This is a genomic window from Cyanobacteriota bacterium, from assembly GCA_025054735.1.
GTDB lineage: Bacteria > Cyanobacteriota > Cyanobacteriia > SKYG9 > SKYG9 > SKYG9.
On the sequence record JANWZG010000001.1, the window covers coordinates 18,432 to 34,568 of the forward strand.

At 50.6% G+C, this 16,137-nt stretch carries 17 protein-coding genes; 9 read left to right on the forward strand and 8 right to left on the reverse strand.

The window, feature by feature from the left end:
- Positions 1-21: 21 nt before the first annotated feature.
- From NZ772_00070 to NZ772_00090, 5 genes are all read right to left on the reverse strand, one after another.
- Entirely contained in the window at positions 22-2,160 is a 2,139-nt protein-coding gene (locus NZ772_00070; GenBank protein ID MCS6811966.1) for an NAD-dependent epimerase/dehydratase family protein, read from the reverse strand.
- Positions 2,161-2,286: 126 nt separating this feature from the next.
- The gene (locus NZ772_00075; GenBank protein ID MCS6811967.1) at positions 2,287-3,300 is read right to left on the reverse strand and encodes a glycosyltransferase family 2 protein; all 1,014 of its coding nucleotides are present in this window, start codon (positions 3,298-3,300) and stop codon (positions 2,287-2,289) included.
- A gap of 33 nt (positions 3,301-3,333) precedes the next feature.
- Entirely contained in the window at positions 3,334-4,533 is a 1,200-nt protein-coding gene (locus NZ772_00080) for a glycosyltransferase (GenBank protein ID MCS6811968.1), read from the reverse strand.
- A 4-nt stretch (positions 4,534-4,537) separates the two neighbouring features.
- Complete coding sequence (locus tag NZ772_00085) at positions 4,538-5,656, reverse strand: glycosyltransferase family 4 protein (GenBank protein ID MCS6811969.1); 1,119 nt, start codon at positions 5,654-5,656, stop codon at positions 4,538-4,540.
- Positions 5,653-6,909 (reverse strand): glycosyltransferase, encoded by a 1,257-nt coding sequence (locus NZ772_00090; GenBank protein MCS6811970.1) that lies wholly within the window; start codon positions 6,907-6,909, stop codon positions 5,653-5,655. Before NZ772_00090 ends, NZ772_00085 begins: the two co-directional genes overlap by 4 nt.
- Positions 6,910-7,124: 215 nt before the next feature.
- Between NZ772_00090 and NZ772_00095 the strand changes: the two genes are divergently transcribed.
- The 9 genes from NZ772_00095 (at position 7,125) to NZ772_00135 (ending at position 13,063) form a co-directional block, all read left to right on the forward strand.
- Complete coding sequence (locus tag NZ772_00095; GenBank protein MCS6811971.1) at positions 7,125-7,625, forward strand: chorismate pyruvate-lyase family protein; 501 nt, start codon at positions 7,125-7,127, stop codon at positions 7,623-7,625.
- A 64-nt stretch (positions 7,626-7,689) separates the two neighbouring features.
- On the forward strand, positions 7,690-8,724 hold the full coding sequence (gene mnmH, locus NZ772_00100) for a tRNA 2-selenouridine(34) synthase MnmH (GenBank protein MCS6811972.1): 1,035 nt from the start codon (positions 7,690-7,692) through the stop codon (positions 8,722-8,724).
- 73 nt (positions 8,725-8,797) lie between these two features.
- The gene (locus NZ772_00105; protein MCS6811973.1) at positions 8,798-8,959 is read left to right on the forward strand and encodes a hypothetical protein; all 162 of its coding nucleotides are present in this window, start codon (positions 8,798-8,800) and stop codon (positions 8,957-8,959) included.
- Positions 8,931-9,419 carry a hypothetical protein gene (locus NZ772_00110; protein MCS6811974.1) on the forward strand — a complete coding sequence of 163 codons (489 nt, stop codon included), beginning with the start codon at positions 8,931-8,933 and terminating at the stop codon, positions 9,417-9,419. The genes NZ772_00105 and NZ772_00110 overlap by 29 nt, the downstream gene beginning before the upstream one ends.
- A gap of 53 nt (positions 9,420-9,472) precedes the next feature.
- Positions 9,473-9,628 carry a hypothetical protein gene (locus NZ772_00115; GenBank protein ID MCS6811975.1) on the forward strand — a complete coding sequence of 52 codons (156 nt, stop codon included), beginning with the start codon at positions 9,473-9,475 and terminating at the stop codon, positions 9,626-9,628.
- Positions 9,625-10,935, forward strand: coding sequence for a cytosine permease (gene codB, locus NZ772_00120; GenBank protein MCS6811976.1), 1,311 nt, complete (start codon positions 9,625-9,627; stop codon positions 10,933-10,935). The genes NZ772_00115 and codB overlap by 4 nt, the downstream gene beginning before the upstream one ends.
- A gap of 175 nt (positions 10,936-11,110) precedes the next feature.
- On the forward strand, positions 11,111-11,866 hold the full coding sequence (locus NZ772_00125; protein MCS6811977.1) for an AAA family ATPase: 756 nt from the start codon (positions 11,111-11,113) through the stop codon (positions 11,864-11,866).
- A 37-nt stretch (positions 11,867-11,903) separates the two neighbouring features.
- The gene (locus NZ772_00130; GenBank protein ID MCS6811978.1) at positions 11,904-12,137 is read left to right on the forward strand and encodes a hypothetical protein; all 234 of its coding nucleotides are present in this window, start codon (positions 11,904-11,906) and stop codon (positions 12,135-12,137) included.
- A complete protein-coding gene (locus tag NZ772_00135; protein MCS6811979.1) occupies positions 12,134-13,063 on the forward strand; it encodes a ParB/RepB/Spo0J family partition protein in 930 nt (309 codons plus the stop codon). Before NZ772_00130 ends, NZ772_00135 begins: the two co-directional genes overlap by 4 nt.
- 41 nt (positions 13,064-13,104) lie before the next feature.
- Here NZ772_00135 and hpxZ read toward each other — a convergent pair whose 3' ends face one another.
- The 3 genes from hpxZ to NZ772_00150 are packed head-to-tail and all read right to left on the reverse strand — an operon-like array spanning position 13,105 to position 16,114.
- Entirely contained in the window at positions 13,105-13,503 is a 399-nt protein-coding gene (gene hpxZ, locus NZ772_00140; protein MCS6811980.1) for an oxalurate catabolism protein HpxZ, read from the reverse strand.
- The gene (locus NZ772_00145; protein ID MCS6811981.1) at positions 13,500-14,747 is read right to left on the reverse strand and encodes a hypothetical protein; all 1,248 of its coding nucleotides are present in this window, start codon (positions 14,745-14,747) and stop codon (positions 13,500-13,502) included. The genes hpxZ and NZ772_00145 overlap by 4 nt, the downstream gene beginning before the upstream one ends.
- Complete coding sequence (locus tag NZ772_00150; GenBank protein ID MCS6811982.1) at positions 14,744-16,114, reverse strand: hypothetical protein; 1,371 nt, start codon at positions 16,112-16,114, stop codon at positions 14,744-14,746. Before NZ772_00150 ends, NZ772_00145 begins: the two co-directional genes overlap by 4 nt.
- Between the last annotated feature and the right edge of the window lie 23 nt (positions 16,115-16,137).

Sequence of the window (16,137 nt, forward strand, 5' to 3'; positions counted from 1 at the left end):
GAACTTGCCTCAGCAGGAGCATTATGGTGACTCAAATGCTTCTAATACGGGTTTGTGAATGCCTTCTCGAATCAGGGTGTCTCGATCGTTTACCGGAGTCCAGCCTAGTTCGCGCTCGGCCTTGGAGGAGTCAAAGCGGGCAGCAAAGCTGCGACCTTCCCAGTCAGCATAGCTGGGCATAGTGGCGTTGGGATCACGCCCGATGCTTTTGATCGCCCATTTCACCAAGGCTTCTAGGTAGTTGCGCCAGCTTGGGGTAGGGATGCGTTTGAGTTTGATGCCCGCCTTACGCTCAAATTCATCGAGATAGTCATTGGCGGTAATGGTGGTAGGGCTAGTGAGGTTGTAGGATTCACCATCAATGCCAGGAATGGTAAGGGCCTTGACCATAGCATCGGCAACATCATCAACGAGGACGATCGGCAGGGGATGGTTACCGGATCCCCAAAGGCGACACACGGAGTTGTAGGGCCATGCACAAACTCCCCAGTGGTGGGGATCGCCCCCAGACCCTAATACAATACCGGGGCGAAAGATAACTACGGATAAGCCTTTGTTTTTGTAGAGTTGCAGTAGCACGTTCTCGTTTTCGGCCTTGGAGCGGGCGTAGGGGGCTGCTCGTAACAAGCCGGGATGGGGTTTAGTAGCTTCGGTAATGGGGGGCACACCACTACCTGCATAGTAGATGGCGATCGATGAGGCATAGAATAAACGCTTCACTCCATGCTTGATGCATAGTTCTCCCACCATGCGGGTTGGCTCTACATCAAACTTGAGGAATTCAGGCCAAGTTTTGCCATAGCCCCTGGCTAGGTGATAGACGTATTGAATGCCGTCTAGGGCTGCATCTACTGATTCAGCGTTGGTGAAGTCGCCCTTGGTTAGCTCTACACCCAACTGGCGCAGCTCAGCCGGGCAACTATTGGGATCGCGCACAAGAATGCGGACACCATGCCCCTCTTGGCGTAAGCGTTTTACTAGGGCTTTGCCAATAAATCCGGTTCCACCAATCACTAGCACTGTGGATGGGGGTGGCGAGGGGGCAATGGCATCGCTGACAGGGGCCGTTTTTTCTATAACAGGGAATTGGGTTTCTTGGGCAATCCACTCGGCAAGGACAATCGCCTGTTCCCCTAACTCTGGACTGACGCGCTCATCCAAGATTCGCTTCCAGTTGGTGTAGAAGCTTGCCGTAGCGCGAGTGATGCTATGGGAAAAAGGCCCTGCTATTTTGGAAAGCTTCATCTTGGAGAGCACAAAGTTGGTTAGGGTTTCCCTAGCCTGCCGAGAGGCATCCCTAGCCATGGTAGTGACGTTGAGGTAGCGATCGACATCTAGAGGATAGGGGGTATGTTCCTGGCGAGTGTAGGTATTGTTCTCGAAATCTACATGACCAACCCCATTGGTGCCTCGGACGTGGATGTAATGTTCTGAGTAACCATCAATGAAAGAGAAGCGGAGACGAATGCTGGTGTTGCCTTTCCAACCACGAATTTCCCAGCGGCGATAGAACTCTAGGCCACGGGGCAGGTCTACCCGATCGCGCACATCTACGGCGACGGTATCAGGCATTCCCAGCAAATGCACCACATGTACAAACGAGTGGGGGGCAACTTCAAACAAAATGTTCTTAGGTGTTTGCAGCATCCAAGCTCCAAAGGGGCCTCCCTTCAGTTGTCCCAGTTCTTTGTTCCAAATGATGTCTACTTGGTCAATGCGCCCCAGTCGTCCGCTGCGCATATCGGTAACTAGCTGCTCATAGGCAGGAAAGTAGAGAAAATTGTGACTCACGCCAATAATGCGGTTACGATCAGTCGCCATCTGGCGTAAGGCTTGACAGTCAGCAACCGTATGGCACAGGGGTTTTTCGATAAACACATCTACCCCAGCTTCCAACACTGGAGCTGCCGTCTTAAAGTGGAGATTGGGGGGCGTGAGCACATGGACTACATCCAGAGGCACTGAAGACAGCATGGTGCTCAAGTCATTGTAGACATGGGGAATTCCCTTGGCTTGAGCTAGTTGCTCAGCTAGCCGTTGGTTTAGGTCACAGACGGCTTTTAACTCCGCTCCTGGAAACGACTGTACCGCCGTCGCGTGGAAATCGGCAATATAGCCAGCACCTAGCAACCCTACCGCAATTTTCTTGCCCTCAGCCATTACTTTTCTCCCTTATGGAACAAAATCTTACCCAATGCTGGTTCATGACTCGCACCCTTGGTTATTGTCTTACGTTGTTCGCTCGATGAATAGAGTGGTTCATTGTCATTCATGGTTCGCGATCGCCTAGCCGCCCGCATTTACTCCTTTGTACTCGATAATTTTGTGTTGCCGCTTGCGCCAGCGGGTGATGTAAAAATTGATCACCCCTAAAGCTTCTGGAAATGCAGACAGGGCACAGGAAATTCCCCATGGCACGCTATCAGCCTGGGAAAAGCCTCGCTTTTGAGTATTCAGAATAGTTTTGATCGCAGTTAGGGGATAGCGCCCCCACACCAGCAGTGACCAACCATAGGTGGGAACGGCTAACACTAGGGAGGTTAAGGGGATAATGACTCCCCAGAGTAGGCTTCGGCGCACTTCTTTGACAAACTTGCGTTCCGGCAGTCGTCCATGCATGGACGATACTTGGGCATAGGCATAGCCACAACGCTTGGCTCGTTGCCACCACTGGCGCACGCTGTGCATGTCTGCATCGTGAACGGTACTATGGCGATCGATGCGGATCAGCCGCCCCCCAGTTTGCCGTAGTCGCACCCCTAGTTCATCATCCTCTGCGGCAATGACCTTGGGGTTATAGCCTCCCACAGCGGTGAAGGTTGCTGCCCGAATCATCACATCACCGCCAAAGCAGCTAATTTCCCCCACAGGCCCTATGTGCCACTCTACATCACAAATGCGGTTGAAGGGGCTGCGCTCTGGGTAACGTTCTCGTCGCCAACCACAGACGGCTACCACATCGGGTTGTGCATCCATGACGGCAGCAGCAGCTTCAATCCATCCTGGCAAGACTTCACAGTCACCATCAAAGAATTGCACGTAGTCTACTGTAGGATCTATTTGCAGTAGGCGATCGAAGCCAGCGTTACGAGCACGAGCAGCCGTGAAGGGAATAGACAGGTCTAAAGCCACAACCTCTACACCACGTTGACGGGCTGCTTCGCAACTGCCATCGGTGGAACCAGAGTCAACGTAAACGATCGACATGTCATGGGAGCGTTGCGCCACCAGAGAGTCGAGACAGCGAATCAACCGTTCTCCCTCATTGCGCCCAATTGTAACAACACCAACACGGCTCATAGAGTTATTAGTTACCACTGAATCAGTCAACACCTACTTGGTCTTACCATACCAACTAGACTTGAGGCGGCGGTTGTACAGCCATTGTCGATTTTCTGGCGAGTCAAACAACCATCGCTCAATCAATTCGCCCCATTTGACCGGAATTTGTAGCCGTTGCCAAGCTTCAGCAGAGGCCTGGGATAGCGCTTGGTAAAGGCTAGCGTCTGTTTGTAGGGTTTTGATAGCCCTAGCGAGGGCTGTTGGCTGTCCGGCGGGGAAGATTATGGCGTTAGTCTGGTGGTGAAGTTTTCCTAAAAACATGGGGTGATCGGAGGCTATGATCGGCGTGCGCGAACACATGGCTTCGTAGAGAGTCATGGGGAACCCTTCTGGATACTCGTGACGACTAGGTACTACCACTGCGTCTGCCTCTCGCATCAGATGCACAACCTGCTTGTGGGGCACCAATCCCAGAAATTCCACTTGGTCAACAATTCCTAAGCTGGTAGCCTGTGCCTTAAACGCCTCTAGATCACCACGTCCAGCTACCTTCAATCGTGCCACTAGCCCTTGACTTCGCAACTGGCTAAGGGCATCTAGAATGTCACCTACCCCCTTAGCGGCGATGACTGAGCCGACATACACCAGCTTAAAAGGCTGTGTTGAATCTGGTTGGCTTTTGGGTGTAAAGTCATCGGGTCGCATGGAGTGGGGCCAATCCCAGGGGATGATTTTATTGGGATTAACCCCGATTGCTTGTAGCGATCGGGCTGAGTTTTCACCATGGTTGCCCACCCAGTTCACTAGGGGATGGTTGAGCTGGCGTGCCAACAAGAAGCCTTTAAATTTCTCCTTCAGCTTAGTGTGGTTGAAGGAATCAGCTAGTAACCCTAGGGTTTTAAACTGCGACTGAATTGCCCAGGCAAACAGCTTGCGGTCAGGGAAGCCAATCGTTACATGGGTTGGATTTTGAGCCGCCACTAGAGCAGCCAATTCACCAGCATTGATACTACCGGAAGAACCAGCTCCGATCGCGCGCACATCATTTGCTAATACCTTGTTGTAAGGTGCCGGTGTACGGTTACAAATCACGGTGAGGTCATCAATTTTCTGGCGGAGATCGCCCACAAAATCTACCGAGTAGCGCTGAGCATAGTAGGTCTCGTCACCACCGGCTGCAAACCGTTCAAAGGCATCACCATAGTCACCGGCATATTGCAGCATCACTAGCCGAATGCCACTAGTGCTCATTGTATTAGCTCCTTAACATCTGGTTGACTTGAGCCGCCTTACTGCGTTCGATTGCCCGGTATAGACCTTTCTCAAACAAATCCGTGGCATCATCCCAGGTATAGCCGATAACAGTTTCGTAGGCGCGATCGGACAACTGTTGCCACTCCTCGTTGGACATCGACAATACCTGCACTAGCTTCTCTGCTAGAGCTTTTGCATCGCCACAGGGAGCCAAATAGCCATTGACACCATCAACAATGATATCCAGAGGGCCACCCACTGCCGTTGATACCACAGGACAGCGACAAGCCATGGCTTCTAGAGGAGGTAAATGAAACCCTTCGCTCCAACTGCCACAGAGCCAAACATCACATTGGGCGTAGATATCACGCAGGGACTGTTGCTCTGGCTTGAGAAAATAGTCTGAATTTGCTGGTAGGGGTAGCTCTGGGGATAAAGGGTAGGTGCCAAAAGCAACCATACGCAAATTTGGAATCTTTTGAGATGCCAAGTCAAAGGCTTTCAGGCTGACTGCACAACCCTTCCAGTGAGGTGTTGCATATAGCATACCTACTGTTGGCACGGGCTGCTTACTGCGCCGGGGGGCATAGAACTGCTCGGTGTCAACACTATTCGGCACAAAGGTAACGTCTGTGTCCCCATATTCGTCGCGGGCCAGATCGACCAGCCACTTAGAAATTGTAATTTTGTGGAGCGGGAGCCGCCATGTTGCTTTCACTCGCTCCACGGGCAGATAGTCGAATACTTCATGATGCTGAAGAAAGTAAGCTTTTGCACCTTTAGCGGGTGACAGCTTGGCGACCCATTCAGCCGTTTCCCACCAAGTGGCGATGACGACATCTGCATCTGGTAGATCGGCATCGGTGACAGGACGATCGCGATCAATCACGTAGTGAGGCACATCCACATTGTCCATATGGGATGGCAAACGCTTTGGATAGGATAACCAACCACGACCCTGGAGTAGTGATTTGACCTGTTCTTTCCATGTTGGTTGATAGTGTGGCACCGAAATCACTGTAACATCATGCCCTCGTTTCTTGAGACGATCAGCATAGATGGCAACCACCCGGATACCCCCAGCCAATGTTGCTACAGGCAATACAAATGTCACTTTCATACAGAAGGATACCCATCCACAACTGCTTCAAACAACTGCACTAGTTTTCTAGCTTCAATAGATGCACTATGCTCGCGAGCAACTCGCTCCATACCAACGTTGCCCATGTGAGACAACTTTTCAACCGATGCTGTTAACACCGATCGCATTGCCTCTGCTAGGTGGCTGACAGAACCCGCGGGCACTAGCCAACCACAAACCCCCGGTTCTACTAACTCTGGAATGCCTGCAACATAGGTGCTGATGACAGGACGCGCCAGCGCTAATGCTTCCATAATCACCACGGGCAGCCCCTCAGCAAAACTAGGGAGCACAAGGGCACGCGCATTTAGCAACTGTTGACGCACCTCAGCGCTACTTGCCCAACCCGTGATCACGATATGATTCTGTAGGTGATATTCGGCGATCGTGGCCTCAATCTGCCGCCGTAGCGGCCCGTCTCCCACAAAGATCAATTTGAACATTACGCCGTCTAAGGCCAGCTTTGTTGCTGCTTCTAGCAATAGTAGATGTCCCTTTTGTTCACTCAACCGTCCTACACAAACTAAGATAGGTGCTTCCGGCACAGGCGTATAAGGCTGATTCAAAAACTCATCATCAACTCCACAGTGAATGACATGGATCTTTTGCCAATGACGATAGTCGCACCAGCGGTAAAGTTGGCTTCTACCAAAGGAACTGACTGCTACCACAAAGGCAGCATGACGAATCTTTTCCTCTAGAGCGATCGCCCCTGGTTTGTCAAACTCTTCTGGGCCATGCACAGTAAAGCTATAGGCAGGGCCACCCAGATAACGACAGAGCAACGCTACGGTTGCTGAATTGGTACCAAAATGCACGTGTACATGCCCAACACCTGATTGTTGAAACCAGCGGAGCAATACACAGGCTTCCGCTAGGTAGGCAACATGCAGCACCAGTCCCCGCTCAGACTTCAAACCTAGTCGCACTGTGGCACCCACAGTCTTTGCTAGAGACAGTGGTCGGGTAACCAACGCCCAGAGCAGGCCAGAGAGCAAGCTCAACCCTGCACCTTTCAGCCCACCAGCGAGCACTACTCTGGTTTTTGCTAGCTCTGCTTTGTCGCCCTCGTCTACCAGCTCAGCATCACAGGCCCGGATGGAGCACCGCAATACCTTGATTCCACAGGCTTCAACTGCAAGGATTTCTCGACGGATAAAACTATGACTAACTTTAGGATACTGGTTGACTAGATAGGCAACAGTAGAAGCCATCGGTGTTGATTGCGTCATGACTCCCTAAATAGTAACCTGTCCATCGTTATCTATTCCCCTCAAATATCGCTGGTTACACGACACTTCAATGTTGAATTACAAACAACTTGCTACAATAAGTTAAGATTTGTGACAAAGAGCAGGTATCACCCGTGCTGACGACAGAACCGCAGGATCAAACCCTTCGACCAGATTTGCGCCGATCGCTCACCCGCAGCCACATCAATCCAGCGATGCTGAGTCCATTCCAGCGCATTCTGTTGACGACAGACGGCACGGTCACTGACATTTTAGAAGCGTACCTGTTTGAGCAAATTCAAGTGGTGAAGCTGGCGGAAGCTCTGCATCCTAGCCCGCAGGCTATTCCAGAGTTGGATTTACCATCAGGGACGGAAGTGATTGATCGCAAAATTCTGCTCAAAGGCAAAATTAGCCAGCGCCACTTCATCTATGCCGAGTCAATCATTGTTCCTAGTCGGTTGGATGATCAGTTTCGCCATGAGTTACTAAAGACACGCACGCCGATCGGCAAAATTTGGCTGGATCAAAGGGTGGAAACTTTTAAGGAGATTATCATCTCTGGCAAAGAACCTGCTCAGGACTTAGCTGACTATTTCAGTATTGCTCCCGATGATTCGTTATTGTTCCGCACTTACCGCGTGATTTCTAATCGTCAAGCTACAATGCTGATTACCGAAAAGTTTCCCGAAAGCTACTTCCGGCGAGATTTTTGATCACCCAAGCTAGGTGAGAGTTCATCTCGGTCGTTAGTAACCATCACCGACACCAACTCTTGGCATGTCTGAGACTGTCACCATTGACGACTTTTTCCGAGCACCCGGAGTGATTCTGGATGTCCGCAGTCCGGCTGAATATGCTGATGGGCATATTCCTGGAGCCGTCAGTTTTCCCCTTTTCAGCGATGAAGAACGAGCGCTAGTGGGTACTTGCTACAAGCAGCAGGGGCGAGACTTGGCGATCGAACTAGGCTTAGAACTGGTTGGCCCCAAGTTAGCTACCTTCGTCCGACAAGCTAAGCAACTGACAGCCGATCGCACCCTGCGAATTCACTGTTGGCGAGGGGGAATGCGCAGCAGCAGCATGGCTTGGTTACTGGAGACGGCTGGTTTTTCCACCACTGTGCTGACGGGCGGATATAAGGCATTTCGCCAATGGGTACGCCAAACCCTGGCAATTCCCAAACCTATCCTGACCTTGGGCGGCATGACAGGTACAGGCAAAACTGCTGTGCTGACTGCATTAGCGGCACTGGGTGAACAAGTATTGGATTTAGAAGCCTATGCCCATCATCGGGGCAGTAGCTATGGCAGCTTGGGATTGCCCCCACAACCAACCCAAGAGCAGTTTGAAAACCATGTTGCTCTGGCATGGGCTGCCTTGGATGCTCAGCGCCCAATTTGGATTGAGGCCGAAAGTCGTCGGATTGGACTGTGTCGTATACCCGATGAGTTATTTCAGCCCATGATGCGTGCGCCGGTAGTGCAAATTGTTCGATCGCGGTCTGAACGCATTGCCCTGTTGCTAGCAGAATATGGCTCTGCAGACCCTGAAGGCTTAGTCGCTGCAACTGAACGTCTGCGCAAGCGGTTGGGTGGTCTGCGCACTCAACAAGCTGTGGAGTTTATTCGCACAGGACAGCTAGCCGCTGCGATCGACCTAGTGCTGGATTATTACGACAAAACCTACACCTATGACTTGCAAAAACGTCAAGTCCCGATTTACACAATCAACGCTACTGGGTTGGATGCTCAACAAACTGCTCAACTGCTAACCGAGAAAGCCGCCTTTGGTCATTTTCAAAGGGAGAATTGATGATTGCTACATAGTCAATCTGTCGTAGGTTATAGCAGTGCACAAGGTGACGTAGAGCCAGCACGGAGGTCAAGTGGCCTATAGTGACTTTACCCTAGAGATGGTGGTTGACCAGTTTAAGTTGACGATTCGAGAAACGTCAGCGCTGATACAAAGCCAGCCTGTGCAACCGACGGATTTGCTTGTTGCTATTCTGAAGTGGGAATTTGCCTTGGGCGATCGCAGTTGGGTCTGAAATTGCCCGCTATAGCGGCATCATTACTCAAGTCTTGCTGGATGTGCGGGCGCTGAGGCAAGAGCAAATCAGTGTTTTTGCTGGCAGAGAGTTCAATGTTGACCCTGCCCAGAAGCTCACTGGCTACTGTAATTTTTTGATTAGCCTTAGCCCGATTCAATCCATCATTCAAGCACCTGTGGTCATGATTGCTGAAGCAACGGGCGGCATCTTAGAAAATGGTCTAGGGCAATGTGCAGCCATGATAGTCGCTGCGCAACAGTTTAACCACAACCACAACCTTGCCATTTCTACTGTCTATGGCTGTGTGACGAATGGCAGCAATTGGAAATTTTTGCAACTTGTAGGTACCGAGCTGACCATAGACATTACTGAGTATGACATTGTCAACATCGAGCACCTGCTGGGTATTCTGCTAGCGATGGTTACTCCCTCTGAACCGGTGGTAGGGCTGGTATAGTCTGTAGTTCGTAGTAGGGACTTAAATCCTTACCACGAAGTTCAGTCCCACATATGCTTCGGCTAGCACCTGTGGTAACCTGTGCGATCGTTGTGCAGACTACCATTTTTGGTCACTATCTAGTAGACAATCGGCCTATCAAAAATCGAAAGACTTTCTTAGAAGACTTTCCTGCTTGTGTATCCCTTATCGCACAGTTCTACCTATGACAACAGAATCATTAGTTATTGACCAGTCTCAAGCTGAGGAAGATTATCCACTTTCCCCAGTGCCCATGAGCGCTCGTCGCCCCATTTGGTCGTTGGCACCACTGTTAATGGGCTTTACTCTCACATCCACGACTCTATTTGCAGGCGGCAAACTCGGCAATGCCTTCAAGTTCACTGACATTATCTGGATCACGATCGTAGGCAATCTTCTCCTGGGCATTTATTGCGCAACCCTCGGTTTTATTACAGCCCGTAGTGGGTTGAACACAGTCCTCATGGCCCGATTTAGCTTTGGCAATATTGGTTGCCGCTGGGTCGATTTTATTCTCGGTTTTACCCAAATCGGCTGGTTCGCGGTCACCAATGCCTTCGTTGCTGATGCTCTCAACACCCTAGTGGGAATGCCAAAATCTCTCAACTGGCTGGTGATTTTATTCGTCACTTATGCATTTTGTGCTACTGCCTACTTTGGCTATACTGCAATGGATTGGCTCAGTCGCCTAGCTGTGCCTGCTATGTTGATCTTGATTGGCATCAGCATGACGATCGCCACCAAAGATGCTGGTAGCTTTGCCCAACTGCAAGCGATTACCCCTAAAGAACAACTGGCAGCAGGTGCCGCCCTTGCCGTCGTCATTGGTTCGTTTATTTCTGGGGGCACCCAAGCTACCAACTGGAGCCGTTTTGCTGATACCCCCAAAAACGCCATCTTGAGCACCCTGGCTGCTTTTACCTTTGTCAACGGTAGCCTCGTCTTCATTGGTGCCTTTTGCACCCTGGTTTATGGCAGCCAAGACATTGTAGAAGCCATGGCTAAGCAGGGTATTCTGTTCGCGGGCTTGATTCTTCTCATCCTCAACGTGTGGACAACCCAAGACAACACTATTTACGCCTTCTCTGTGGCAGGGGCAAACTTCTTTCGCAATAGCAAGCGCAACTTATTCGTGTTGGGTGGGGCAACCTTAGCCTTAATTCTGTCCTTAGCTGGCATCTACAGCCTACTGATTCCCTATCTGATTTTTCTAGGTGCCGTCATTCCTCCCGTGGGGGGTATTGTCATGGTAGACTTTTGGCTACGTCATCAGGGCCAGTTTCCTCCCCTAGAGTCCAGGCTACCAGCCTTCAACTGGGCTGGTGCAATTGCCTATGTGGTTGCTTCGGTAGTTGCCTATCTATCGGGGCAGATGAATCTTGGGGTGGCTCCTATTAATGGTATTGTCGTAGCGGCTATTCTCTACGCCATCTTGATAAAGATGATTCCTCAGCCAATTCGAGAGCCAGTTCAAGAGCCAGTTCAAGAGAGCTGATCAAGCATCGCAGACAAGCTGTCACTATCAGCTTAGGAACACAACCTAGTAACACCTGTGGTCATGGAGTAGTGTCTCTGTGACCTTTTTTTTGCAAAATGTTTTGTGAAAAATGCTGCGTCAAGATTTAATCATAACGTTATGATTAACTCAACAACCTACTACACCTGAGCCTATGAGTCGGGTAATTGCCCTGTTTAACCAAGCGGGAGGCGTAGGTAAATCTAGTGTGACGATGAACCTAGGCTATAGCCTCGCTCAGCACGATCGGCGTGTGTTATTGGTAGACCTTGACCCCCAAGCTTCCTTAACTCTATTCATGGGGCTAGAACCCTCAGAATTGCAACAAACCATCTACGAGTCCTTGCTGGAAGACAAAGAACTGGCTATTCACAGCAATCTGCACGGCATGGATCTTGTACCAGCCAACATTCGCTTGAGTGGGGCTGAACTGGAACTGGTTACTGCTGACATGCGCGACCTACGTCTGAAGGAAGCCTTGAGGCCAGCCCAAAAACACTATGACTTCATCTTGGTGGATTGTCCTCCTAGTCTGGGAATTCTAAGCTACATTAGCTTGGTAGCAGCCCACTATGTGTTGGTGCCTATCCAAACGCAATACAAGGCGTTTTGTGGTACGGAAATGTTACTGAGCACAGTGGCGCGGGTACGATCGCGGGCTAACCGCACTCTCAAAATAGCTGGTTTTATCCCTACAATGTACACTGCTCGTAACTCTCAGGATGTGCGGGCCTTGGAGGCCATTCAACAGCAGATGGCTGAGTTTGGGACGGTGTTTGCACCGATCGTCCGTGCTACTGCCTTTGCTGATGCTGCCGAAGCCCACCAACCCTTAGCCATCTACAGTCCTCGCCATCCATCCCTAGAAATCTTCGATGACATTGCTACCTACTTAGAAAGCCTATCTTAGCTGGTAGACACTACGTTAACCCCCAAGGGAACTGCCCATGAAAACGTTAGCAACCATCCCCTTGTGCCTGATCCAACAGTTTCCTACACCTTCCGCAGCTACTTTGAACTGCGGTTTGCTCCGTCTGAATATCTTGGCAAATTTGGCTTTTACCTTTAAGCGCGACCACCTCAAGTTGCCTCAGTCCGGTCTGCGGACGATCGCTGACCTTCAGCAACGTACCGCCACGTGTCTTTCCTATACCGAGTCCCCAATGACCTCAGAACCATGACCCGCAAACGCGACCAACCATTTCGTCAAATCAAGGCCCAGGGCCTAGATGCACTGTTTGGAGATGCACCACCACCAGCAGGTGAATACATTTCCCTAGACCAGATTGTTTTACCAGCGCAACAACCCCGTCGCTATTTCGACCCTCACAAGATGGCGCAACTGGTGCAGTCGGTGAAAACTCACGGCATCTTGGAGCCATTGATTGTGCGTCCTTTACCCGATGGTCGTTATGAGTTAGTAGCCGGAGAGCGGCGCTATCGGGCTGCCCGTGAGGTGGGGTTAACGGAGGTGCCGATCGTCAAGCGTGACCTCACTGACCAAGAGGCACAGCAATTTGCCCTTGTGGAAAATCTTCAGCGGGAAGACCTAAACCCCGTCGAAGAAACAGAGGGAATTTTGCACCTGTTGGCCATTAACCTGAACTGTGAGATTGCTGACGTGTCATCCCTGCTCTATCGCATGAACAATGCTGCCTTAGGAAACATTAAGGAAGAATCTAATCATAACGTTATGATTAGCGACGAGGCGACGATCGTCCAGGATGTGTTTCAAGGCTTAGGGCTAATGAGCTGGGAATCATTTGTACGCAATCGCCTCCCCCTGCTGAAGTTACCTGAAGACGTACTAGAGGCATTGCGCCAAGGCCAGCTTGCCTATACTAAAGCCAAGGAAATTGCCCGCATTAAGGACTCTACATTACGGCAAGAACTGCTACAAACCGCGATCGCGGAGGATTTATCTCTCGCTGATATCCGCACTCGCATTGCTGAACGGATGACCAAGCTAGAAACTACTCCACCATCATCCCTAAAGCAACGGTTCAAGACTATCGTTCGGCAAGTCAGTAAATCTAACCTTTGGGATGACCCCAAAAAAAGCAAGCAACTGGAAAAACTGTTGTCGCAATTAGAGGCAATGCTGTAACCCTCACTGCCATATGCGCTCTAGCATCATTGTTCCACTAGTCAGGTTGGCAACCAGGAAACATGGGCAGAGATAATGCGCCAGCCTACACCAGGGAAACGATGCCAAAGCTGGGTCTGACGACCATTATGCGGCGGCTTACCCACAACACCGCCATAGAACTCTAGGGTGACCATAGCTACATCAGTGCCGATCGCCAACACCTTGAAGTTTTTTACCTCTCGCTGAATTCGCAACGTTGCTGGCCCTCTCGCTTGCCGAAAGGCTCGGATAGCCTCAATGCCGTATAAGTTCTCAGTGGCACCAAAGCGGATAACGTCAGGGGAATCCCAAAATAGAGCATCCATGGTCTCTAAATCGTTCTCACACAATGCGGTTTCATAGCGCTGATACAGAGCAGTGACCTCAGCTATAATCGCAGGTTGATTGATCTCCATCATGGGTTACAGAATCGTTCCTCTGCTAAACATGCCAATTCAGCCTGCAACACTGCTTGCATATCTGCATCTCCTTGGTTTTGAGCAAGCTGCAATGCTCTCGTGTAATAGTTACCTGCCAAGATCGTTAACCCAACTTGCTGATGCAGTTCTCCTAAGCGTCGGTATACTGCTATGGATTGGTCATCGCGTCTGGTTAGGGATGTTAACTCTGCGATCGCATTGGTAATGAAAAAATTCTCAGCCCAAATCTGAGTGCGTGCCAGCGTCTTCGCCACTGGTGTTAGTGGTTGATTCGATACTTGAGTTACTCTGTCAAGCCGATCTAGGTTGCTTTTGGCGTTGCTGAGTTCGTTGGTTGCAGTGCTAAAGTCTTGCACAATAAACTGTTGACGATCGACATGAGCAGCAGCCATGTTATCAGACACATACAAGGTATAGCGAGTAGGGGGCAATTGCCCTGGGTAATCCACCCTTGTAGTAGATAGTTGCGTTTGCCAAAAGACATCGCTGCGTTCAAGACTGATCAGATAGCGAGATGCTGTCGCCACACCACGCCAACTCAGCATCAGTTTTTTAGCTACCGTTGGTGGACTGGTTATCGGTAGAGCCTGTTCCTGCCGCAAAAGAAATCCCTTATCTCCATAAGCCTCTACCACAAAGCGATAGTTGCCTGCTGACAGTCTAGGGTCACGATCACTGGTCGGATAACTGAGTTGAGTGGTAATGGTTTCTCCTTCTGCAAAGGGCACCGACTTAAACCAGGGTACTTGAAACAATTTCACCTGATAACTCGCGGCCCGATTTGGCCCATACCAGGCCAATGTGGGCCTAGCCCCGACAACGATCGTCTGTCGAGGGGTAATGATGTAAGGTTTGCTTGCGTCACGGCCACTCGTTGGGTCACCAATCTGAAATAGCGATAGCTCTGTAGAACGAGCATTAGAAGCAACGCTGGGGCAAATTTGTACAAAACCGCGGGTATTGCCGTCAGCCGGAGCCGCGATCGGTAACCCATTTGGACACTGCACCATGGCAATTGCTCCTGGTGGCACCCTCAACAAATCACCAGCCCGGAGGGTTTGACCAGCTTGGGGCTTGCGGAATTCACCCCGTCCTTGCGGCTTGATCAGCACACCTCCACTAAACTGCACAATTTGCCCAGTAGGTCTACGCCCTGCTGCAACGGCACTATTGGCAACAGTAACCAAAACCATCACCGTGCAAATGCAAACCTTTGTGTTCATCGTCTCTCCCCATTTGATTTTGTTGACTCCGTGCGGCCACCATCTGCACTGGGCTGTGATTTCATATAGACTTGGGCTGCACCTACCCACTGATCAGCCTCAGGCAAGCTAGGATTTGCATACTGAATACACCGCTCCCACTCTGTTGCAATGTCCTTAGTTTTCTGTAGGGCAGTGTATACCTGTGCCCGCAGGCAATGGGCAGACCCCAAGCTATCTTCAAGTGCAGGAAGCACAGATGTGTCAGATCTGCTAGAGCTATGGGCTACCTGGTTGTCTTGACTCGCTGTGTCAGAGGGCTGTCCTTGGTCACCGGGTTGTGAGCTACTGGCTAACGCGATCGCTTGTGTTAGGTATGCATCCGCTTCAGCATAGCGTTTTTGTCCATACCGTGCCCAGCCCATATTTTTATACCAAGCCATCTGCACTTGGGGAACACGGGCAACTTCCTGCGCTACCTCTGGTTGTTGCAGCCCAGTCCACAGAATCCGAAAAGCTTCAGAATAGTTTCCTTCAATGTTATAAATGCGCGATAGGTTATTGAAGGCAAGGGCTTCACCACCTTGAACAGCTAACCGATACTGCTCGGTAGCTTTGCCTAACTCACCCAAATCTTCATAAAGTGACCCTAGCTTAGCGTTGCAAACCACCATCTGGGGCCATAGGTCTAGGGCACGTTTGTAGTTTGCTTCCGCTAGACTAAACTGTCCGTCTTTTCGTTGAGTGTCGGCTTTTGTCATGTAACCTTTCGCAATTACCGGTAGGGAAAGTCGGAACCCTAACAAGCTAACTAGCAACACCAAAGACATCAGGGCTTGGGTCTCGCGCCAAAGATAGGGAGGAATCCGCAGGCTAGTGAGCACCGTTTGGATGATTTTGCGTCCTTGCTCGGTCAGTGCCCCACCAGTTAACAGCGCCATGGCACTCTGCCCCACGATAGCGAAGGAACCAAAGGTATCGGGCACGGTTGCCAAAAATTTGCTGGAAATATCCACCAATAAGCTGACGGATGGTGTAAGCAACAACAGGGTTAGCCCTTGCCATGCCCAGTCAAAGCGATCGAGCCGATGAGTTACTGGCTCTAGATGCCACCACCAGTTGCCCTCTGGGGGTTTCAAGCTAATCCGCACGGACTCTAGATCAATCGCACTGAGAAACTTGTCACGCCCATTGCGCAGCCGACTATCTAGCTGAATGAGCTGTACCAGGTTGGCAGTCGAATTATCAGCCATCAGCATAGATTGCACCCGATCGCGCACCCTCAAAACAGCCAACGCCTCCTCAGCACCGGGCTTTTCTGACTTCTCTAGCGTTGTTAAGGCAAGATCATAGGCCGCTAGAACAGACTCAAACTCAGAGGAAGACATAGGCCAAGTTGTAAATGCACGAT